Genomic DNA, 20,385 nt, shown 5'->3' with positions numbered 1-20,385 from the left:
CGGGGTCAGTAATCCAGCGGTTCGGGCTGGAAGCTGGCGACCTCGAAACTGATCGTGGCGCGGTACTCGTGTTCGCCGTCCTCGATCTCGATCTGGCTGCCCAGCTGGGTGGCGAAGGCGCGGATCAGCTGGTTGCCCAGCCCGGTGCTTTCGACATCCTCGATCATGTGGTGGCCGCGCCCCTTGGAATTGGCCACGCTGAGGCGCGCGCGCGTGCCCTCCTGCACCAGCGACAGGGTCATCCAGGGGGTGCCCGCATCGCTGCCGGTGTATTTCACCCCGTTGGCCATCAGTTCCGAGGCCAGCAGCGACAGCGGCACAGCCTGGTCGGGGTACAGGATCACGTCCTCGACGTCATATTTGACCCGGATGTGATGCCCCCCCGAAGAGGAGGCCTGCAAGGTCTGGTTGGCCACCTCGTGCACCAGCTTGCCGACGTTGACCTGGCCCTGGCTTTCCACCTGGTGCAGGTTGCGGTGGATCGAGGCCATGGCCAGCACCCGGTCCTGAAGCCGCGCCAGGATGGCCTTGGTTTCCGGCGAATGGGCGCGGCGGATGTTCATGTTCATGATCGAGCTGATCAGCTGAAGATTGTTCTTCACCCGGTGGTGCACTTCCTTCAGCAGCACATTGCGTTGGCGCACGGCGTTTTCCAGCTCGGCCTGGTCGTGCAGGATCGTCTCGGCCATGAGGATGAAATCCTCTTCCATGTTCTTCAGCTCATCGGCGGCATAGCGCATCGAGCGCGCGCCCTCGAAGGTGCGCACCCGTTCAAAGCGGCGCATCCGGCGCGACAGCTGGCGGATGTGGCGGCCCGCCATGCGGTCGATGGCCACCAGCCCGACCACGGCCGAGGCGATCCACATCAGCAGCGGGAACAGGATCACCGGCACCTGGACGCGGTCGCTCATGTCGTCGACAGAGGGCCAGATGCCCAGGGCGAAAACCTCGTCCTCGACGATGGGCACGATGACGTAAAGGCGGTCGTCGCCCAGGCGGCTTTGGCCGGAAAAGACCATCGGTGCCAGCCGCGCCATGTCTTCCGGGGTCGAGCGGATCGGCAGCAGCTCCTGGGTCAGATCGCCGCCTGGCCCGCCCTTTTCGGCATTGCTGGTCAGTACCTCGCCCAGGGCGTTGAAGGTTATCAGGTAATCGGGGGCGGCGCCGAAGCTGGGTTCCTGCGCCAGGTTCAGATTGGCATGGGGGACCGAAATGGCAGTGTAGCCCACGTAGTCGCCCTGGACCATGACCGGATGCGAGACCACCAGCACCGAGGTGCCGCTGATTGCCGCCTCATGGGCGACCATCACGCGCGGGCGGCGTTCGCGGATCAGTTCAAGGTGCGCGGCATCTTCCGAAACGTCCTGACCGACGCCCCGCGACGAACAGCTGACCTGACCGTCCACCGGCACGAAGGCGGCGACGCTGAAGTCGGGCATGGCCGCGTTGAACTCTTCCATCACCTGGCGACAGCCCGGCGCGTCGCCGCCCTGGGTTTGCACCATGCGCGCCAGGGCGGCCGTGGCGCCGAAGGCCTGTTGCAGCACCGCGCGTTCCTGTTCGACCCCCTGCTGGGTCAGGGCCAGCAGGGACAGGCGGGTGACTTCCTCGGCCTGCGAGGACACCTGATTGGTCTGATAGATCGCGATGGAGCCGATGGGGATCAGCGCCAGGGACAGGACCCCTGCGATCCGGACCGACAGGGACCGGAACCAGGGGGTATTCGCACTATGCGGCATTGGGTCTCCCGCCGGTCAACGCGCGGTCATCGGCTTTGAGGTGACCACGGCCATGGTGGCGGGGTCCGTCAGCTCCAGCGCTTCGTCATCGTTCAACTGCATCAGTTCCGCCAGCTTGGCCCGGCCACGGTTGGCGCGGCTCTTGATGGTGCCGACGGCCACGCCACAGCTTTCCGCCGCTTCCTCGTAAGAGGCGCCAAGCGCGCCCACCAGGACCAGCGCCTCGCGCTGTTCATCGGGCAGCTGGTTGAAGGCGGTGCGGAAATCGGCCAGGGCCAGACGGCCGTCATGGGCAGGCTTCTCGGACAGGCTTTCGGCAAAGACGCCGTCCACATCGGCCACTTCGCGGCGGGTCTTGCGCAGGGACGAGTAATAGGTGTTGCGCAGGATGGTGAAGAGCCAGGCGCGCAGGTTGGTCCCGGCCTGGAACTTCTCGATATTGGTCCAGGCCTTGACGATGGCGTCCTGAACCAGGTCGTCGGCGGTGGCCGAGTTCCGGGTCAGACCCAGGGCGAAGGCCCGCAGCGCCGGCAGGTGATCGACAAGTTCGTCGCGCGGATTGGGGCCCGACAGGCCGCTGGCCTCGGTCGCGGCGCTGCCCTTGGCAGGGGTCGCAGAGACGCTCATTCTCCATGCTCCTGCTGATCGGGGGCGGAGGCGTGGCTATCCTGCTCCTGAAGTTGCTTCAGCAGATCCTTGAACCGGTCGGGAACGTCCTCGTCCAGAGTGGTCTGGAACACGCGACGCAGGTTATCGTCGATCCCGCCGACTGCGCTTGATTTTGTCTGGCCCAATGTCATGTTCCCCTTTCGATAGTCCGAGAAATTCTCATCGCTGGCGGAACCCAACGTGTGATCCGGAGTTAGGTTCCTGAAAAATGCAAAAAAGGGGATAAAATGTCAGTCTCTTCCGGCAACGCATCGTCTACCGGTGATCTCGCAAGCCTGATCGGTGCGCACCTGCCCTTCCTGCGCCGCTACGCGCGGGCGCTGACCGGGGCACAGTCCAGCGGTGACGCCTATGCCGCCGCCACGCTAGAGGCGATCCTTCAGGACCGTTCGGTCTTTGAAGGGGGCATCGGCGAGAAGGTCGCCCTTTTCAAGGTTTTCCATACCATCTGGGCCAGTTCCGGGGCCCCCGTCGCCGTCGAGGCCGCGGGGCTTGAGGCGCAGGCGCAGCGGCATATGGCCAAGCTCAGCCCGAACACCCGCGAGGCGCTGCTGTTGCACACCATCGAAGATTTCAACGTCTCCGAAGTGGCCGCCGTCATGGGCACCGACGAGGCCGAGGTCGAGACCCTTCTCGACACCGCCCGCCAGGAGATGGCCGATGCGGTCTCGGGCCGGGTGCTGATCATCGAGGACGAGGCGATCATCGCCATGGACCTGGAGGCCCTGGTGGCCGAGATGGGCCACAAGATCACCGGCGTCGCCCGCACCCATACCGAGGCCGTGGCCCTGGCCAAATCCGAAACCCCGGACCTGATCATGGCCGACATCCAGCTGGCCGACAATTCCAGCGGCATCGACGCGGTGAACGAGATCCTGGGCGAGCTGGGCGAACGTCCGGTGATCTTCATCACCGCCTTCCCCGAACGGCTGCTGACCGGCGACCGCCCGGAACCGGCCTTCCTGATCTCCAAGCCCTATCGCGAGGATCAGGTGCGCTCGGCGGTCAGCCAGGCGATGTTCTTTGCCTCGACCGAGACGCTGAAGACCTGAGGGCGCCGCACAGCGCCGTTGCAAAGAAAGACCCCGTCGGTTGTGACTCCGGCGGGGTCTTTTCATTGTTGACGTTTCTTGCTCTGCCTGGGGCTCAGTACCAGCGCGAGTTGTCGTCGAACTCGTCCCGGTGCCGAGCCTCCGTTACATGCAGCAGGAGCGACAGGATCCCGAGCCCCGCAAAGAGCAGGAACAGGATCTGCGCGATCCCCGCAGAGGCTGCCGCGATCCCCGCATATCCGAAGACTCCGGCGATGAACGCGACAGCGAAGAACGTAATGGGCCAGATCATGGCGCACCTCCGTTTCTGTGCCGCTTAATGGCCTCTCGGCCGTCTCGGGGATTCAAACGCGGTACGCCACCGCAGGTTCCGCCGCACCCGCGGGGAATTCGGCGAAATTTATCTCAAATCGGGGGTGTTACGGTCTCTCACCGGTCCAGATCGTCACCTGCCGTGACGCCCGAGATCAGCTGATAGGACAGCAGGTCGGTCATCTTCGCCGGGTCGCGCAGCAGCGGGGTCACTCCCTGGCGCAGGCGCTGCAACAGGGTGTCGGGCGCCACCAGGACGCGGGCGGCCTGGGCGGCGTCGGGGCACAGGGTGAACTGCACCAGATCCCCCGGCCCGGCCTGCATCAGACGCGGCAGATCCTCGGGGTGCAGGGATCCGATGCGGGGATAGCCGCCGATGGTCTGGCACTCGGGGCCCAGCACATAGGGCGTGCCGTCGCCGGTGATCTGCACATCCCCCGCCTGGATCGGCTCCGAGGCCATGGCCCCGGCGGCCAGATGCCAGAGGGGCGGGCCCGCGCCCTGCGACCGGTCCAGCAGTTGCAGCGCCTGGCGGTTGCTGCGCGGGCCACGGGCGAACCGGGCGGCGCAGAAGGCCTCCAGCCGCTCCGGGCCGAACTGGTCGGTCTGCGGTCCGGGCAGCAGGCGCAGGGTGCCGCCGCCGAAACGTGGCGCGGGGCGCAGGGTGCAGGCGGGGCGGGCGGGATCAGGGTCGGGGCCGACCGGCAGGCGCGCGCCGTCGTCCAGGGGCGCGCCGATCCCGGCGGCCAGATGGGTGGCGCGGCTGCCCAGCAGGGCGGGTGTCTCCAGCCCGCCTGCCGGGGTCAGATAGCCCACGGCGCCGCCGGTCGCCCCGCCGATGCGCAGCACCTCGCCCGGGCGGACCGGATGGGCCGCGTGCCAGGCCAGGGGGCGCCCGTCCAGCTCGGCCTGCATCGGCGCCCCGGTCAGGGCCAGGCGCAGGGGGGCCGTCACCTCGAACCGGGCGCCCAGGCCCGGCATTTCGACCGCCGCCACCGGGGCGGGCAGGCCCAGCAGGGCCGCGGCCTCCCACAGGGCCAGGGGGTCGAAGGCGCCGCCCCGCGACAGGCCCTGCGCGCCATAGCCCGGGCGGCCCAGGTCCTGCACCGTCAGGGCGGGGCCGGGGGCGCGCAGGATCAGTTGGGCGGCGGGGGCGCTCATTGCAGCACCTCCAGCCGGGCGCCGCCCATCGGGTCCAGCCCCGCCAGCTCGGCCGCCGGGGCGATGTGAAAGCGGATCTCGTCGCCCGCCCGCAGCGGCATCGGCTCGGGCGCCTCGGGCTGGAAGGGGCGGAAGGCGCAGCGGCCACACTGCATCCAGCCGGTCGGCGAGGCATTGGCGAAAAGCACCAGTTGCCGGATCGCCAGGGTCAGCGCGCCCGCGGGCACGCGGCGCAGCTCGGCCCGGCGCGGCAGGTCGAAGGCGGGGGGCAGGAGGCCCAGATAGGGCTGGCCGGGGGCAAAGCCGATGGCCAGCACCCGGGGCCGCGCCGCCTGCAAGGCCGCGATCACCTGATCCTCGCTCTGGCCGCTTTCGGCGGCGATCTCGGGCAGGTCGGGGGCATCCGCCGCCTCGACGCTGACCGGCAGATGCCAGCGCCGCGCGGGCGGCGCCTCGGCCAGCGCCAGCCAGTCGCGCGCGGCCAAGAGCGCCCGGGCGTCTTCGAGGATCCGCGCGCCTTCGACCGCCAGCGGGTCATAGCGCAGCAGGACCGAGGCCGGGGCGGGGACCACCTCGCTCAGACCCTCCAGCGCGCCCGCCTCGGCGGCGAAGGCCTGGGCGGCGCGGTTGGCCGCCGCGCTGAAGGTCGTGCCGAAACGCACCAGGATCCCGTCCAGCCCGAGGGGCAGAAGGGCGGGCAGGGCGTCGGTGTCGGCGGCGGTCATCAGGCAGGCTCCGGGGCGCGGGCGAGGGAAAGGGCACAGCTTGCAACTCCGCCCCCGCTTGTCAATCCGGGCAGGGGGGCGGGCAGGGCAATGCCTGGACCGCGCAAAGGCACCCCTTTCATCCGACAGCCGGAAATACTCCGGGGGGACGCGCGCGGGACGCGCGGCCGGGGGGGGGGCAGCGCCCCCTTGCTTGCGCCGCCCCTCGCTTGCGCGCCGGGGCTTCGATCCGCCGCCGCGATCGGCTAGACTGGGGGCCGAGCAGACGAGGTGGGTGCATGACAACGACAACACAGGGCGCGGGCGCCCCGCGCCGGATCCCCCTGTGGCAGGGGCGGATCCGTGCCGCGCTGACCGCGTTGTTCCTGGCCGCCATGGTGATTCCGGGCCCCGCCGTCCGTGCGCAGGACTTCACCGGCCGCGCCACCCTGCTGCCCGGCCAAAGCGAAATCCGCGACCGGCGCGGCACGCTGGATCTGCGCCTGGAGCTGAGCCAGGGCGTACCCTACCGCATCTTCACCCTGGAGGATCCGCGCCGCATCGTGCTGGACTTCCGCGAGGTGGACTGGCGCGGGGTGGACCCCAAGGTGCTGCTGAATTCCGACCTCGCCTCGGGGCTGCGCATGGGCCAGTTCCGCCCCGGCTGGTCGCGCATGGTGATCGACCTGACCGCGCCCCTGGCCCTGGAAGAGGCCGAGATGCGCATCACCCCCGACAGTGGCCGCGCCCGGCTGACGGCGCGCTTTCGCCCGGTGACGCCCCAGGCCTTCGCCCTGCTGTCAGGCCTGCCGGAAACGCCGGGCTGGGGCGTCGAGACCGGCCCGGTGCTGATGCCAGAGGCGCCGCCGCGCGCCCCCGACGGGCCGCTGCGCATCCTGTTGGACCCGGGCCATGGCGGCATCGACCCGGGCGCCGAGCGCGAGGGCGTGGTCGAGGCCGACCTGATGCTGACCTTCGCCCGGGAACTGCGCGAGGCGCTGCGCCGCGCCGGGGCCGAGGTCTATCTGACCCGCGACAGCGACACTTTCGTCAGCCTCGAGGGGCGGGTGGCCATGGCCCACGCGCTGGAGGCCGATCTGTTCGTCTCGCTTCATGCCGATGCGCTGCCCTCGGGGCGGGCGCTTGGGACCACGGTGCATACCCTGGCGCGCTCGGCCAGCGACGAGGCCAGCCGCCTGCTGGCGGAACGCCATGACCGTGCCGACCTGCTGGCGGGTATCGACCTCAGCGACAGCGACGACCAGGTGGCGGGGGTGCTGATGGACCTGGCCCGGGCCGAGACGCAGCCGCGCAGCGAGCAATTGGCCGATGCCATCGTCGGTGCCCTGCGGGTCGAGGGGCTGCCGCTGAACACCCGGCCGCGCCGCTCGGCGGGCTATTCGGTGCTGAAGGCGCCCGATGTGCCCTCGGTGCTGGTCGAAACGGGCTTCATCTCGTCGCAGCGCGACCGCGAGAACCTGACCGATCCCGCCTTCCGCGCCCGCCTGGCCGCCGCCGTGCGCGACGGCATCCTGGCCTGGAAGATCGCCGATGACACCCTGGCGCCGCTGCGCCTGAAGTAAGGGCGGCGCCCCCGGGGCGCTGTTTCGCCGGGGCGCGGGCCGGGCCACCGCCCCGCCTGGCAAGGCAAAGGCGCCCCGCCGCCGGTGCCGGGCCCTTGCAGGGATGTGTTTTGACCGCTGCGGGCCCCGGGTCTATATGGTCGGGCCTAATCAGAGAGGCCCGGGCGCGTGATCAGATTCGTACTTTCCTTCTTCGGCGGTATTTTCACCCTGGTGACCGCCGGTATCGCGATGGTGGCCCTGTCGGTGGGCGCGATCTTCTGGGTCTATGGCCGGGATCTGCCCAGCCATGAGGCCCTGGCGCGCTATCAGCCGAAATCCATCAGCCGGATCTATTCCGGCGAGGGCCAGCTGATCGACGAATTCGCCCGCGAACGGCGCCTTTACACCCCCACGGACGAGATCCCGGACCTGGTGAAATTCGCTTTCATCTCGGCCGAGGACAAGAATTTTTACACCCACGCGGGCTATGACATCCGCGCCATCGCCGCCGCGGTGGTCGAGGCCGTCCGCTCGGGCGGGCAATCGGTGCGCGGGGCCTCGACCATCCCGCAGCAGGTCGCCAAGAACATGTTCCTCAGCGGTGACCGCAAGATCGAGCGCAAGGTGAAAGAGGTGATCCTGGCCTCGCGCCTGGTGGAAAGCCTGCCCAAGGACGAGATCCTGGGGATCTACCTGAACGAGATCTTCCTGGGCCAGAACTCTTACGGGGTGACCGCCGCCGCGCGGACCTATTTCAACAAGTCCCTGGCCGATCTGACCCCGGCCGAGGCGGCGATGCTGGCCTCGATGCCCAAGGCGCCCAGCGATTACCACCCGGTGCGCCGCGAGGCGCGCCTGCACGAACGCCGCGACTACGTGTTGGGCGAGATGGTGCAGAACGGCTATATTGACCAGGCCGCCTATGAAGAGGCGATGGCCACCCCGATCCAGTCGGTCCAGGGGGGCGATTTCGAACCCTTCCGCAAACAGCTGCCGCCGCGTGATTATTTCACCGACGAGATCCGCCGCCAGCTGTCGCAGGACTTCGGCGAAGAGGAATTCTTCTCGGGCGGTTTCACCGTGCGCGCCACGGTCGATCCCGAGATGCAGGAGGTGGCGGCCCGCGCCCTGCGCCACAAGCTGGAAGAGTTCGACCGCACCCTGGGCGTCTGGCGGGGCACCGAGGCGGTGATCGCCGCCGATCAGCTGGGCAGCGAAGAGGCCTGGCGCGCCGCCCTGGCCGAGGCCGAGGTGCCGCGCGACATCGACCTGGGCGGTCCATGGATCCCGGCGGTCGTGCGCGAGGTTGCGGCGCAAAGCCTGACCCTGGGGATCGAGGATGTGGCGCTGGACGACCCACGCGGCGCGGACGTGCCGCGCAGCGACATCCAGTGGCTGAAGGGCGATTTCTTCGACAATTTCGAGGTCGGCGACGTGGTGCTGGTGCGCGAGGCCAAGGCCAGTTCTGGCGCCTTCGATCACTGGTCCCTGCGCCAGGTGCCCGAGGTGCAGGGCGGCTTCATGGCGATGGACGTGAACAACGGCCGGGTGATCGCCATGCAGGGCGGCTTCAGCTATCAGGATTCGGTCTTCAACCGTGCCACCCAGGCGCGGCGCCAGCCCGGCTCCAGCTTCAAGCCCTTCGTCTATGCCTCGGCGCTGGACAGCGGCTATACCCCCGCCACGATCGTCATCGACGCGCCGATCGAGATCGACACCGGCGAGGGGATCTGGCGGCCCAAGAACTCGTCCAACAAGTTCTACGGGCCGACGCCCCTGCGCACCGGTATCGAGATGTCGCGGAACCTGATGACCATCCGCCTGGCGCGCGAGGTGGGCATGGACACGGTGGCGCAATATGCCGAACGCTTCGGCGTCTATGACGAGATGGGGCCCTATCTGGCCAACTCGCTGGGGGCGGAAGAGACGACGCTGTACCGCATGGTCGCGGCCTATGCGATGTTCGCCAACGGCGGCGAGCGGGTGGAACCCACCCTGGTGGACCGGGTGCAGGACCGCTACGGCAAGACGATCTATCGCCACGACCAGCGGATCTGCGTGGAATGCGAAGATCTGGCCCTGCCGCCCAGCCAGAGCCCGCGCATCCTGCCCAACCGGCAACGGGTGATGGACGCGATCACCGCCTATCAGCTGACCTCGATGATGCAGGGCGTGGTGCAGCGCGGCACGGCCTCGAGCGTGGTCAACCTGCCGGTGCCCACGGCGGGCAAGACCGGCACCTCGAACGACGCCCGCGACGCCTGGTTCGTCGGCTTCACCTCGAACATCGTGGCGGGCTGCTATATCGGCTATGACACCCCCCGGCCGATGCTGGGCGGGCGCGGCTATGGCGGCACGCTCTGCGGTCCGGTGTTCCAGGAGTTCATGACCGAGGCGGTGAAGAAGTTCGGCGGGGGCCCGTTCAATCTTCCCGAGGGCGGCCATTTCATCAAGATCGACCGCTACACCGGCGCGCGCCTGCCGCAGGAGGCCTCCGGCGCCAATGTGGTGGCCGAGTATTTCCGCGACGGCGAAGAGCCGATCTTCGGCATCTTCTACGATGGTGGCTTCGCCATGGGCTCGGACCTGCCGCTGTTTGATGGCGCCGCAGAGGCCCAGACCCAGGCGCAGCGCCAGGTGACCACCTCGACCGGGGAAACCGCCACGGTGGGGCCGAACGCGGGCTTCGGCACGCTGTCCTCGGGCGGGCTGTACTGAGCCTTTGGCGGGGCTGAACGTGACATGGAGAGGGGGCGGGGGCTCTGCCCCCCTTGAGCCCTCGCGGGCTCAATTCCCCCCGGGATATTTTTGGCAATGAGAAGAGGGGGCGGGGCGCGTGGCGGCGGGCGTGGCGTCCGGGCCCCTGAGGTGAGGCGTCTCTGTCTCGTCATGGGGGCGGCCTGATGGGCGCGGGCGGGGCTGCGGGCGCCCTTGTTCCGGCACGGGGCATGGGATAAACCCCGGGCTCAGACCTGCCAGTAAGGAACCACGATGCGCGCCGAGGCACAGAACACCGTTACCGAGATCGAGAAATCCCTGGAGCTGCTGCGCCAGCGGGTGGATTGGGAGACGGCCCAGCACCGGCTGGAAGAGTTCAATGCCCGGGTCGAGGATCCCAACCTCTGGGACGATCCGGCCAAGGCCCAGGCCCTGATGAAGGACCGCCAGGCGCTGGTAGATGCCATCGACACCCATAACGCCCTGCAACAGGAGCTGCGCGACAATGTCGAGCTGATCGAGCTGGGTGAGATGGAAGAGGATGACGAGGTCGTCGCCGAGGCCGAGGAGGCGTTGCGCGCGCTGAAGGCGCGTGCCGCCGAGAAGGAGCTGGAAGCGCTGCTGAACGGCGAGGCCGACGCCAATGACACCTTCCTGGAGATCAACGCCGGCGCCGGCGGCACCGAGGCCTGCGACTGGGCCTCGATGCTGCAACGGATGTATGTCCGCTGGGCCGAGAAGCGCGGCTACAAGGTAGAGCTGCAATCCGAGGAAGCGGGCGCCGAGGCGGGGATCAAATCCTGCGCCTACAAGATTTCCGGCCATAACGCCTATGGCTGGCTGAAGTCGGAAAGCGGCGTGCACCGGCTGGTGCGCATCTCGCCCTTCGGCAAGGGCACCCGCGAGACCAGTTTCGCCTCTGTCTGGGTCTATCCGGTGGTCGACGACAATATCGACATCGAGGTGAACCCCGCCGATATCCGTATCGACACCTACCGTTCGTCCGGCGCGGGTGGTCAGCACGTCAACACCACCGACTCGGCGGTGCGGATCACCCACCACCCGACCGGCATTGTCGTGACCTCTTCCGAGAAGTCGCAGCACCAGAACCGCGACATCGCCATGAAGGCGCTGAAATCGCGCCTCTACCAGCTGGAGCTGGACCGCCGGAACGCGGCGATCAACGAGGCGCATGAGAACAAGGGCAGCGCGGGCTGGGGCAACCAGATCCGGTCCTACGTCTTGCAGCCCTACCAGATGGTCAAGGACCTGCGCACCAACCACGAGACCTCGGACACCTCGGGGGTGCTGGATGGCGCGCTGGACGGGTTCATGGCCGCCACCCTGGCGCAGAACGTCGCGGGCAAGAGCCGCGCCGAGGCTGCGGGCGAGTAACGGCCGGGCGCCCCTTGGCACCGAATTGGGCCGGGAAGGGGGCGCCGTTCCATTCCGCTGACCTGGCGGTAACAGTTGCGAATCTCAATTCCATGCATTGGGATTGACCGGAAATTGACCATTCGGGTCTGATCAAATTCCGGCGCCAATCCAGAAATTATCTGTCTCAACGGCCCGAAACCCTCACTTTTTCGTTCTCGGCGCATTCGTCGCACGCAGGAAACCGTCGCATCGGCTAGTCTTTGCCTGTGTGCGGTGAAATTCGTTTGATTTTGCGACACCGCCACGCCAAGAGGCCCGATGCGCTGCGGGACCCCGTGCCCGGGGCGGCGCATGTGAATGTTCGCTTGTTTGCTTGTGTGCGGGTGCGGTCGGTCTGTTTCGGGACCGTCGTCGCCCGAGGGTTACCAGAAAGGTGGGGCAATGACACAAAAGGTATTGATCAGGGGGCCCTTCGGGTCAGGGGCGCCGACGGGTTGGACCCGGTCCTTTCCCAAGGGCAGCGTCAGCGGATCGCGCTGGATGCTGGACGTGGTCGCGGATCTGCGGGCCTATGCGGCCCATCACGACATGGGCGAGGCCGAAGAGATCCTGGCCGAGACCGAGGACCGGCTGAGCCAGGTGCTGGCCCACGGCTGATCGCCGGGCTCGCCGCAGCAGGCGGGACCGGCGCGCCCAGGCCCTCTAGCCGTCGATCCGTGCGGCGGCATAGGCGATGGCCTGTTGATAGACCGTCGCCGCGTTCCAGTCGTTCAGCACCCGGAAATTCGCCGTGCCTTCGCCATAGGGCTGGCCGGGTTTCCAGCCATGTCCTTTCAGGTAATTGGCCGTCGAGGCCAGGGCATCGGGGGCATCGTAAAGATTGATCCGCCCGTCGCCATTGCCGTCCGCGCCGTATTTCAACACATTGCCCGCCAGGAATTGCGTATGGCCGATTTCGCCATGGGCGGCGCCAATAGCATTGGCGGGCAGCCAGCCGCGATCGACCATTTCCAGCGCCGCCAGAAGATGGGCGGTAAAGAATTCCGACCGGCGGCAGTCATAGGCCACCGTCGCATTGGACGAGATCACCGGGTATTTGCCGAAGAATTGGCCAAAGCCGCTTTCCATGCCGTGAATGGCGATGACGATCCCGGCGGGCACGCCATAGGTGGCCTCGAGCCAGTCGTAGAAGGTGGCATCGCGGGCGCGGCGCTTGGCCCCCAGGGTGGCGATGTAGTCGACGCCGCGAATGCGTTTGAAATCCTCGAAGCTGTAGCGCACGCCGGTCTGCTTGCGGTCGGCGCCGATGGTGCCGTGGGAATACTGCGTGGCCGCCAGGGCGGCCAGGCCCGCCGCGCCGATACCCGCCGCGCGGGCCTCTTCGGCAAAGGCGGCCTTCCAGGTGGCGAAACCTGCCGAGGTATCGCCACAGGGGGCGGCGGCCAGCGGGCTGGCCAGGGCAAGGCATCCGGCAAGGGCCAGGCCGAGGCGGCGGAAAGGGGACAAATGGGTCATGAAAATACCTGCTGAAATCTGCGGAAGGCGCGCCGCAGAGCCTAGGGCGCGCGCGGCCTCCGGGCAAGAGGGGGCAGCCAGGGGCGAGGAAGCGCTTGATCGCCGGGGCCCGCCCGCTGCATCCTGATCCCGCGCCGGGGAGGCGACCGGGGAGGGTCGTGGCGCAGACCAAGGGGCCGCAGAGGGAGGAGAGCGGGATGGAGACCATGATCGAGGAGGCGCCCCGCGAGGGGGTGCCGCAGCTGCGCCCGGTGCGCCCGGAGATGCTGCGCGAGGCGCTGCGCCGGGGCTGGGCGGACCTGCGCCGCGCGCCCCTTTGGGGGCTGTTCTTCGCCGGGGTCTATGTGGTGATCGGCTGGGCCCTGGCCTGGGTGACCCTGGCCACCGGCCAAAGCTACTGGCTGATCTTCGCGGCGCTGTCCTTTCCCCTGGCCGGGCCCTTCGCGGCCGTGGGCCTTTACGAGGTGTCGCGGCGCCTGGAACGGGGCCAGCCGCTGGACCGGCGGGCGATCCTGACGGTGGTGCTGCGCCAGTCGCGCCGCCAGCTGCCCTCGATCTGCGCCATCATCATCTTCCTGCTGCTGTTCTGGTTCTTCCTGGGCCACATGATCTTTGCCCTGTTCCTGGGCCTGTCGGTGATGACCAATGTCTCCAGCTCGATGGAGGTTTTCCTGGCCCCCGAAGGTCTGATGATGCTGGGCTTCGGCTCGGTCGTCGGGGCGGGCTTCGCCCTGCTGCTTTACATGATCACGGTGATCGCCCTGCCGCTGCTGCTGGACCGCGAGGTGGATTTCGTCACCGCGATGATCACCAGCTTTGCCACGGTCACCGCCAGTCCCGGCCCGATGCTGACCTGGGCGGGGTTCATCGCCGTGGTGACCTTTCTGGCGCTTGTGCCCGGGTTCCTGGGTCTTTTCCTGGTGCTGCCGCTTCTGGGGCACGCCACCTGGCACCTTTACGACCAGATCGCGGGCGAGGGCTGAGGAAAGGGGCTATGCGCCGTCGCGCGCAGCGCGACACGTAAAGGAGGGGCTCTGCCCCCCTTGAGCCCGTGCCGGGCTCAATTCCCCCCCGGGATATTTTTGGCAAACGAGAAGAGGGGGGACGGCGCGCCGCCCGGGGCAGGGCGCGCCGGGGGCAGGCGGGCCCCGCTTTTATCCGATTGCCGGAAATACTCCGGGGGAGTTCGCCGTAGGCGGACGGGGGCAGCGCCCCCTTTGCCCCCTCGGGGCCCTGCGCGACGCCTCAGTAATCCTTCTCGAAGAAGACCCCCAGCCCGGTATCGCCGGTGGTGTCGAAAGAGCCCTTGGCACGGATATTGTCCGTCAGGTCGAGGTTGATCGACAGCGAGGTCTGGCCCTCGGCGGTCACCTCGGTCTCGGTATAGATGTTCTCGCTGAGGTACTTGCCCGCCGTGACCGAGGCCGAGCCGTCGGCGTCGGTGGCCACGTCGAGATTGTCCAGCCCGGTGCTTTCGCGCAGCCGGTTCAGGGTGCCGCCGCCGCCTTGGCCGGTCAGGGTGGCCACCGCCGCCGCCAGCTGGGCCGCCTGCACCGCCGAAAGCTCTGACAGGGGGCGGTCGAAGAAGAGCCGCGACAGGATCTCGTCCTCGGGCAGGCCGGGGTTGGAGGAGAAGGTGATCTCGGGTTCCGAGGCGGTGCCGTCGATGCCGATCTGGTAGATGTAGCTGCCCGATTGCGAGCTGGCGACGAAATGCAGGATCGGTTCGAAGCCGCCCGCCAGGCGCAGCTGGCCTTCGGACAGGTCCAGCCGTTTGGTCAGGATCGCCAGGCGGCCGCGCACCAGATCGAACTGGCCCACCGGGCGCGGGTCGGCGGTGGTGCCCGCCACGGTCAGATCGCCGCGCAGTTCCGCATCCAGACCACGGCCCCGGATGAAGACCGAGGTATCGGTCACCACCCGGATGTCGAGGCCCAGCCCCCCCGAGGCACCGCCGCCCGACGTCACCACAGAGGCGCCGTCGTTCTCGCCCGTCAGCCCGGCGCGGGCGCGGGTCACCTGGCTGGCCGCCGGTTCGGCCACATGGGTCATCTCGGGGATCGCTTCCTGGCCGCCGAAGCCGCCCGAGGGCACGCGCACCTCGGTGTCCGTCAGGCCGATGCGGCCCGAGATCGACCCGTTGCCGGTCAGCGGGCCCGAGACGTCCAGCGCACCGTTCAGCACCGTGGTCAGCAGCCCCGCCTGGGTGAAGACCACCCCGTCGATGCCGATGTCGAGGCCTGCAGTATAGGGCGCCGACAGGGCCAGGGGGCCCGCCACAGTCAGCCGCCCGCCCTCGGCGGGACGCGCCGACAGGTCAAGCCGCGCCTGACCGCCCGCCAGTTGCACCGTGCCGCCGATCCCCTCGATCACCTGGCTGAGGCTGGGGGCGATCAGCCGACCGTCGGACAGGGTGATCTGCCCCGAGACAGAGGACAGCGCTGGCTGGCCCGTCACCGCAAGGTCGAACCGTGCCAGGCCCGAGACCGAGCGCGGCGCGAGGAAGGGATTTGCCAGCCCCAGCGGGGCCGAGCCGGTCAGGGTGATGTCGACGCTGCCATCGGGGCGGGCCACCAGGCCCGCAAGCGTGGCGGCCGAGCCTGCGGGACCCGAGGCCTGGGCATTGACCTGCAAGGCGCCCTCGGCGCCCGGCGCCACGCGGCCAGTGACGGTCAGCGGCCCGGCAAAGCCCTCGGCCAGCCGTGCCACGTTGTCGAGCCCGGCAGAGAACTCCAGGGTGATCTCGCTGCCCGCCACCTGGCCCGAGGCCGAGGCGTCCAGCGCGGTGGAGGCGACCTGGGCCGTTTCGATCTGCACCACGCCCGCAGGCGTCAGCGTGACCAGGGCCGACAGGGTGGTGTCGCCCGCAAAGAGGGCGTCGAGCTGCGGGTTGCCGATGCCGATATCGCGGCCCGCGCCCTGCGCCTCGATCCGGTAGGCGCCACTGGCCGCGCCGGTGACCCGGGCGGTCAGCTCCAGCGGACCGGCAGAGGCGCCAAGGGGGGCGGCGGAATTGGGCAGGCGCAGCGCCACGTCAAGGCCGGTGTCGGCGCCCGCGACGGTGCCCTGGGCCGTCAGGTCCAGCCCGCCGGCGTCCAGCTGGGCGCGGGTGACGGTGATCCGCTCGCCTGCCAGGGTCACATCCGCGTCCAGTCGTGTGGGGCCGGTCAGCAGGTTGTCCACCGCCGCGATCCCGGTCCCGATGCGCTCGCCGCCGCCCGACAGAGTGGCGCGCAGTTCTTCGCCTGCGCTGGTCAGGCGGCCCGTCAGTTCCAGCGGACCCGCCTGGCCGCCGGTGAAGGTGGCGGAATTGGCCAGCCAGGCGCCGAAGTCCAGCGCCATATCGCTGTCGGTCCCGGCCAGCGGCCCCGAGGCGGTCAGGCGCAGGGCGTCGTTTTCGATCCGGGCGCGGTCGATGCGCGGCGCGCCCTCGCCCGGCAGGGTGACCAGCGCATCCAGCGTCAGGCCAGAGGCCAGAAGATCGTCCAGGGCGTCGATGCCAAGGGCCAGGCGGTCGCCGCCGCCCTGGGCGGTCAGGGTCATCGCCTGCGCCGTCTGGCTGACCGCCCCCGCAACGGTGAAGGGGGCGGGATCGCCCGCCACCCCGGTCAGCAGGTTGGCATCGGCCAGGGCCAGCTCATAGGTGATCTGGCCGTCGTCCGAGGCCAGGCGGCCTTCGCCGGTCAGGGACATCTCGTCGGTGCCGATCGCCAGGTCCGACAGGGTGATGCCGGTCTCGTCGCGGGTCAGGTCCAGCGCCAAGGTGGCGGGTGAGGCCAGCAGGGCGTCGGCCTGGGGAATGCCGGTGGCCAGGTTCCGGCCCGTGCCTTCTGCCGTGATCCGCCCGGTGCCCGCGGGCAACTGCATCTGGGCGTTGACAGTCAGGTCGGCCTGGCCCGCCAGGTCCAGCCCCGAGAGAGAGGCGAAGGCCGCCAGGTCCGCGACCTGGGCGCCCGCCTCGACCGTCAGGCCTGCCTGTTCACCCGCCTCGGTGGTGCCGTCATAGCGCGCCGCGCCGGTCAGGCGCAGGGCGGGGCCTTCGACCACCAGGTTTTCGATGCTGACCGGCCCGTCGCCGAAGGTGATGTCGGCGGCGCCGGTGATGCGGTCGCCCAGGGCCTGGGCCACGGCGGCGTCCTCTGCCGAGAGGCCCGAAGCGTCCAGCGCCAGGGCCAGGTCGCTGGCGCGCCCCTGGCGCAGCGGCCCCGACAGGGTCAGGCTCAGCGCCTCGGCGGAAAAGCCGGTGGCGCGGGCCGCCTCGGCCTCGAGCCGTGCCTCCATCTGGTTGGAACTGTCGCGGTCGAAGCTGGCCGACAGCCGACCCGAGGCCAGAGACAGACCCTCGCCCATGGGCAGATCCAGCCGCTCGGCGCCATCGGGGGCGGCCAGCAGCCCTTGCAGGTCAAAGCTTTGCGGGCTGCCCTCGGCATCCAGGGCCAGCCGCCCTTCCAGGTTCACCGAGGCCGAGCGCAGGCGGAAGAGTTGCAGATCCAGCGCGCCATCGGCGCCGGCGGTGCCGGTGGCGGTCAGGCCGATGTCGGTGCCCAGGAAGTCGCGATAGTCGGGCGCCAGCAGGGCGGTCAGGTCGCCGCCCAGATCGGCGGTGAACTCGCGCCCGCCATCGTCGCGGCCGCGCAGGGCCACCTGGCCGGTCAGCCGTTCTTCGCCATCGGTCAACAGCAGCAGGTCGGCGGTGTAATCGTCCAGCGGGCCGGTGCCTGCCACGGTCAGATCCACCGAGGGCGTGCCGGGCAGGTTCATCAGCGAGGCAACAAGGCCCCCCTGGGGTTCATTGGCGCGGATGTCCACGGCCAGCCGTTCGTTTTCGGGGGCGTAATCGGCGGCGATGGCGATCTGGCCGGGCCGGTCCAGCCGGTTGATCGCCAGATCGGTGGCCAGGGCGCCCGAAGCCAGGCTGGCGGCACCGTTCAGCGACAGTTCGGCCGCCTGGCCCACCACCGCCTCGCCCATGGCGAAACGGTCGATGGCCAGTTCGCCGATGGCAATCGCCACGGGCAGGTCGGGAATGGCAAAGCCCGAGGCCTCGGGCGAGGGCGCGGCGGGCTCGCTTTCGGGCAGGCGGGTCAGGGTGATACTGTCGGCGCGCAGGGTGTTCACGTCCAGCCGCCCGCGCAGCAGGGCGCCGCGGTTCCAGTCCAGCGTGGCGCCTTCCAGGTCCAGCCAGATCCCGTTCTCATCGGCGATGGTCAGGCGCTGCATCGTCGCCTGCGACGACAGGGCGCCCTCAAACCCGGTGATGTCCACAACCATCCCGTCCGACGACAGGGCGTTTTGCAGGGTGCGGGTCAGGAAGCCCTCGCCGTCGTCCTCGGCCGAAGGGGTCTGCTGGGCGGCGGCGGGCGTCAGGGCGAGGGTGGCGCAGGTGGCCAGCGCGAGGGAGCGGGAAAAACGCATCAGAAGCTCTGTCCAATTCCGACATAGACCGAGACCGAATCCGTCGCGCCGGTGACCGGCACGGCCAGGTCGGCGCGGATCGGCCCGATGGAGGTGTAGTAGCGCACGCCGACCCCGGCGCCGCCGTGCCATTCGCCGCCCGAGAAATCGGGATCGGCCGAGACATAGCCATAATCGACGAAGGCCGCCGCGCCCCAGCTTTCGCCGATGCGCGCCCGCAGTTCGGTCGAGACGGCGGCAAAGCCGCGCCCGCCGGTGGCGGTGTCGCCAGAGCCGACGCCCAGGGACTGGTAGCCCTGGCCGCGCACCGTGTCGCCGCCGCCCGACCAGAACAGCCAGTCGGCGGGCACCTCGTCGATCTCGGGGCCGGCCACCACGCCCATCTGGACGCGGGCCGCCAGCACGAAGCGGCCATCAGAAAAGCCGCGATAGCCGCGCAGGTCGGCAGTGCCCAGCACGCCGCTTTCGGTGTCCGACAGCCCTAGGAAGGGCATTGCCGTTACCTCGGCATAGGCGCCGTCTGTGGGGTTGGTGGCGCTGTCGCGATTGTCCCAGGTCAGCCCGCCGGTCAGCAGCAGATGGGTAAAATCGCGGGTGCCGTTCGCATCTTCGGTTTCCGAGATGCGGAAGCCCAGCTCGTAGTTGGCCGACAGGGTCTCGGTCAGGTAGCGATCGACGCCCACCGAGGCCTCGGCGAAGGTCGAGATGTAGTTCGGCTCATCCTCGCGCGCCAGGTCGAGGCCGAAGATCAGGCTGCGGTCGGGGCTGAGGAAGGCGGGGAAGGTATAGGTGGCGCCCAGGGCATAGTCGATGCCGCCGGTTTCACCACCGATGCCCGCCACCTCGGCGTCAAAACGCAGCCGGTCGGCGGCGCCGGTGATATTGCGGTGCAGCCAGTAGCCCGACAGGGTCAGACCGTCGACCGAGGAATATTCCACCCCCGCGCCCAGGCGGCGGGGCTTGGCGTCCTCGACCTCCAACGTCATGGGCAGGGTGTTGTTGGGCCCGATCTCTTCGGCCTCGGTCACCACGGCGCTGGCAAAGGCGCCTGCGGTGCGCAGCCGGGTCTCGGCGCGGGCGATTTCCGAAGGGGCATAGACCTCGCCCTCGGGGATCCCGGCGATGGCGCGGATCCGCTCGGGGCGCACGCGGCTCAGTTGCGAGGTTTCCGACAGGCGGGTCGGGCCGAAGGTCAGACGCGGGCCGGGGTCCAGGGTGAAGGCGGCATCGACGCGGCGCTCGGCGTGGTTGGCCACGATCCGCTGATCGGTGATGGCGGCCTTGGCATGGCCACGCTCGGCCCAGGCATTGCGGCCCGCCTGGGCGGCCTGGCGCATGACCACGGTGCCCGCCGGGTCGCCCGTGGCGAAACCCTCGGGCGGGCTGACGCCCTCGGGCAGGGGGGCCACCGAGGTGGTGCCGAAGGTGAAACGGGGGCCGGGAGTGACGGCGATGTCGATCCGGTTGACCTGCGCGTTGCGGTCCAGCACCGACAGGGTCGAGGCCTCGCGCCCGTCGATGCGGATCGAGATCGCGCCGGAGAAATAGCCGTCTTCGTAAAGCGCGGCCAGCAGGCGCCGGTAATCGGCCTGGGCCGCCGCGATCAGTTCCTGGGCATCGGTCGTGCCCTCGTCCTGGGCCGAGACCGCCAGCGAGGCGCCGCGCATCCGCCCTTCCAGATCCTCGTCCCCCGCGACGCTGACCGAGACCTCGGCGGCCGACAGCGCGCCGGGCAGGGGCAGGGCCAGGATCGCGGCGCCAAGCGTGGTGGCCCAAAGCGTGGCACGCAGGGTGGCGCGGGCAGCCCGGCGAGGGCGGGCGGACAGGGCGGGGGCGTCATCGGGGCAGCGAGGCGTCATCGGGCGCGGGGCCTTTCCTGTAGGCCCATCGGGCCAGGTCGTCGTCAGCGAGGCTTTCCAGGCGAACGGGGGGCAGAAACCCGCGTCCCGCAGGCGGCAGCAATGCGGGACAGCCAATCAGAGAGCGTCGCCCATCAAGCTAGTTCGACGAAAGGTAAATGACCAGCATTCCCGCGTCCCGACAGCCCCGATCCAGCGGAAAACCCCGTCCCTGCGATCCCGTATCGTTTGCGTCATCAGTCGCCTCTGATCCGCGCACCATCTGGAGGTATCGGGCCGGGCCGGATCCGCAACCAAGG

The 20,385-nt window shown here is 69.2% G+C and carries 15 protein-coding genes; 6 read left to right on the top strand and 9 right to left on the bottom strand.

Annotated features, from left to right (window positions below):
- Positions 1–5: 5 nt before the first annotated feature.
- Genes ACRARE_RS20605 through ACRARE_RS20595 form a run of 3 tightly spaced genes read right to left on the bottom strand, consistent with a single transcriptional unit; the run spans position 6 to position 2,587 of the window.
- Complete coding sequence (locus ACRARE_RS20605) at positions 6–1,739, bottom strand: sensor histidine kinase (protein ID WP_432658357.1); 1,734 nt, start codon at positions 1,737–1,739, stop codon at positions 6–8.
- A 15-nt stretch (positions 1,740–1,754) separates the two neighbouring features.
- Positions 1,755–2,312, bottom strand: a complete 558-nt coding sequence (locus tag ACRARE_RS20600) for an RNA polymerase sigma factor (protein WP_432658379.1) — start codon at positions 2,310–2,312, stop codon at positions 1,755–1,757.
- A gap of 50 nt (positions 2,313–2,362) precedes the next feature.
- Entirely contained in the window at positions 2,363–2,587 is a 225-nt protein-coding gene (locus tag ACRARE_RS20595) for a NepR family anti-sigma factor (RefSeq protein WP_432658356.1), read from the bottom strand.
- Between the two features lie 48 nt (positions 2,588–2,635).
- On the opposite strand from ACRARE_RS20595, the gene ACRARE_RS20590 reads away from it, so the two are divergent.
- Positions 2,636–3,460: a response regulator gene (locus ACRARE_RS20590; protein ID WP_432658355.1), complete on the top strand. Its 825-nt coding sequence runs from the start codon at positions 2,636–2,638 to the stop codon at positions 3,458–3,460.
- A gap of 94 nt (positions 3,461–3,554) precedes the next feature.
- On the opposite strand, the gene ACRARE_RS20585 is transcribed toward ACRARE_RS20590, so the two are convergent.
- The 3 genes from ACRARE_RS20585 to ACRARE_RS20575 form a co-directional block, all read right to left on the bottom strand.
- Positions 3,555–3,752 carry a DUF1328 family protein gene (locus ACRARE_RS20585; protein WP_432658354.1) on the bottom strand — a complete coding sequence of 66 codons (198 nt, stop codon included), beginning with the start codon at positions 3,750–3,752 and terminating at the stop codon, positions 3,555–3,557.
- A gap of 137 nt (positions 3,753–3,889) precedes the next feature.
- A complete protein-coding gene (locus ACRARE_RS20580) occupies positions 3,890–4,933 on the bottom strand; it encodes a 5-oxoprolinase subunit C family protein (RefSeq protein WP_432658353.1) in 1,044 nt (347 codons plus the stop codon).
- Complete coding sequence (locus ACRARE_RS20575) at positions 4,930–5,658, bottom strand: 5-oxoprolinase subunit B family protein (protein WP_432658352.1); 729 nt, start codon at positions 5,656–5,658, stop codon at positions 4,930–4,932. Before ACRARE_RS20575 ends, ACRARE_RS20580 begins: the two co-directional genes overlap by 4 nt.
- A gap of 278 nt (positions 5,659–5,936) precedes the next feature.
- On the opposite strand from ACRARE_RS20575, the gene ACRARE_RS20570 reads away from it, so the two are divergent.
- From ACRARE_RS20570 to ACRARE_RS20555, 4 genes are all read left to right on the top strand, one after another.
- The gene (locus ACRARE_RS20570; RefSeq protein WP_432658351.1) at positions 5,937–7,220 is read left to right on the top strand and encodes an N-acetylmuramoyl-L-alanine amidase; all 1,284 of its coding nucleotides are present in this window, start codon (positions 5,937–5,939) and stop codon (positions 7,218–7,220) included.
- Between the two features lie 168 nt (positions 7,221–7,388).
- Positions 7,389–9,920: a penicillin-binding protein 1A gene (locus tag ACRARE_RS20565; protein WP_432658350.1), complete on the top strand. Its 2,532-nt coding sequence runs from the start codon at positions 7,389–7,391 to the stop codon at positions 9,918–9,920.
- 273 nt (positions 9,921–10,193) lie between these two features.
- Complete coding sequence (prfB, locus tag ACRARE_RS20560) at positions 10,194–11,315, top strand: peptide chain release factor 2 (protein WP_432658349.1); 1,122 nt, start codon at positions 10,194–10,196, stop codon at positions 11,313–11,315.
- A 423-nt stretch (positions 11,316–11,738) separates the two neighbouring features.
- Positions 11,739–11,954 (top strand): hypothetical protein, encoded by a 216-nt coding sequence (locus ACRARE_RS20555; protein ID WP_432658348.1) that lies wholly within the window; start codon positions 11,739–11,741, stop codon positions 11,952–11,954.
- 45 nt (positions 11,955–11,999) lie between these two features.
- Here ACRARE_RS20555 and ACRARE_RS20550 read toward each other — a convergent pair whose 3' ends face one another.
- A complete protein-coding gene (locus tag ACRARE_RS20550; protein WP_432658347.1) occupies positions 12,000–12,812 on the bottom strand; it encodes a lytic murein transglycosylase in 813 nt (270 codons plus the stop codon).
- Positions 12,813–13,009: 197 nt separating this feature from the next.
- Between ACRARE_RS20550 and ACRARE_RS20545 the strand changes: the two genes are divergently transcribed.
- Entirely contained in the window at positions 13,010–13,795 is a 786-nt protein-coding gene (locus tag ACRARE_RS20545; protein WP_432658346.1) for a DUF2189 domain-containing protein, read from the top strand.
- Between the two features lie 262 nt (positions 13,796–14,057).
- Here the strand turns inward: ACRARE_RS20545 and ACRARE_RS20540 are convergent, their stop codons facing one another.
- Positions 14,058–18,227, bottom strand: a complete 4,170-nt coding sequence (locus ACRARE_RS20540; RefSeq protein WP_432658345.1) for a translocation/assembly module TamB domain-containing protein — start codon at positions 18,225–18,227, stop codon at positions 14,058–14,060.
- Positions 18,227–20,086, bottom strand: coding sequence for an autotransporter assembly complex protein TamA (locus tag ACRARE_RS20535; protein WP_432658344.1), 1,860 nt, complete (start codon positions 20,084–20,086; stop codon positions 18,227–18,229). Before ACRARE_RS20535 ends, ACRARE_RS20540 begins: the two co-directional genes overlap by 1 nt.
- Positions 20,087–20,385 lie beyond the last annotated feature (299 nt).

This window comes from Pseudooceanicola aquaeponti, from assembly GCF_050897975.1.
In the GTDB taxonomy this organism is placed as follows: Bacteria; Pseudomonadota; Alphaproteobacteria; order Rhodobacterales; family Rhodobacteraceae; genus Pseudooceanicola.
The sequence above is the reverse complement of the archived record's forward strand: the minus strand, read 5'-3'. Positions and strand labels throughout refer to the sequence as shown.

Bases quoted from the DNA above. Each gene is read 5' to 3' on its own strand.
- ACRARE_RS20605 (WP_432658357.1), bottom strand. From the start codon at position 1,739: ATGCCGCATAGTGCGAATACCCCCTGGTTCCGGTCCCTGTCGGTCCGG.
- ACRARE_RS20590 (WP_432658355.1), top strand. From the start codon at position 2,636: ATGTCAGTCTCTTCCGGCAACGCATCGTCTACCGGTGATCTCGCAAGC.
- ACRARE_RS20585 (WP_432658354.1), bottom strand. From the start codon at position 3,752: ATGATCTGGCCCATTACGTTCTTCGCTGTCGCGTTCATCGCCGGAGTC.
- ACRARE_RS20580 (WP_432658353.1), bottom strand. From the start codon at position 4,933: ATGAGCGCCCCCGCCGCCCAACTGATCCTGCGCGCCCCCGGCCCCGCC.
- ACRARE_RS20575 (WP_432658352.1), bottom strand. From the start codon at position 5,658: ATGACCGCCGCCGACACCGACGCCCTGCCCGCCCTTCTGCCCCTCGGG.
- ACRARE_RS20570 (WP_432658351.1), top strand. From the start codon at position 5,937: ATGACAACGACAACACAGGGCGCGGGCGCCCCGCGCCGGATCCCCCTG.
- prfB (WP_432658349.1), top strand. From the start codon at position 10,194: ATGCGCGCCGAGGCACAGAACACCGTTACCGAGATCGAGAAATCCCTG.
- ACRARE_RS20555 (WP_432658348.1), top strand. From the start codon at position 11,739: ATGACACAAAAGGTATTGATCAGGGGGCCCTTCGGGTCAGGGGCGCCG.
- ACRARE_RS20550 (WP_432658347.1), bottom strand. From the start codon at position 12,812: ATGACCCATTTGTCCCCTTTCCGCCGCCTCGGCCTGGCCCTTGCCGGA.
- ACRARE_RS20545 (WP_432658346.1), top strand. From the start codon at position 13,010: ATGGAGACCATGATCGAGGAGGCGCCCCGCGAGGGGGTGCCGCAGCTG.
- ACRARE_RS20540 (WP_432658345.1), bottom strand. From the start codon at position 18,227: ATGCGTTTTTCCCGCTCCCTCGCGCTGGCCACCTGCGCCACCCTCGCC.
- ACRARE_RS20535 (WP_432658344.1), bottom strand. From the start codon at position 20,086: ATGACGCCTCGCTGCCCCGATGACGCCCCCGCCCTGTCCGCCCGCCCT.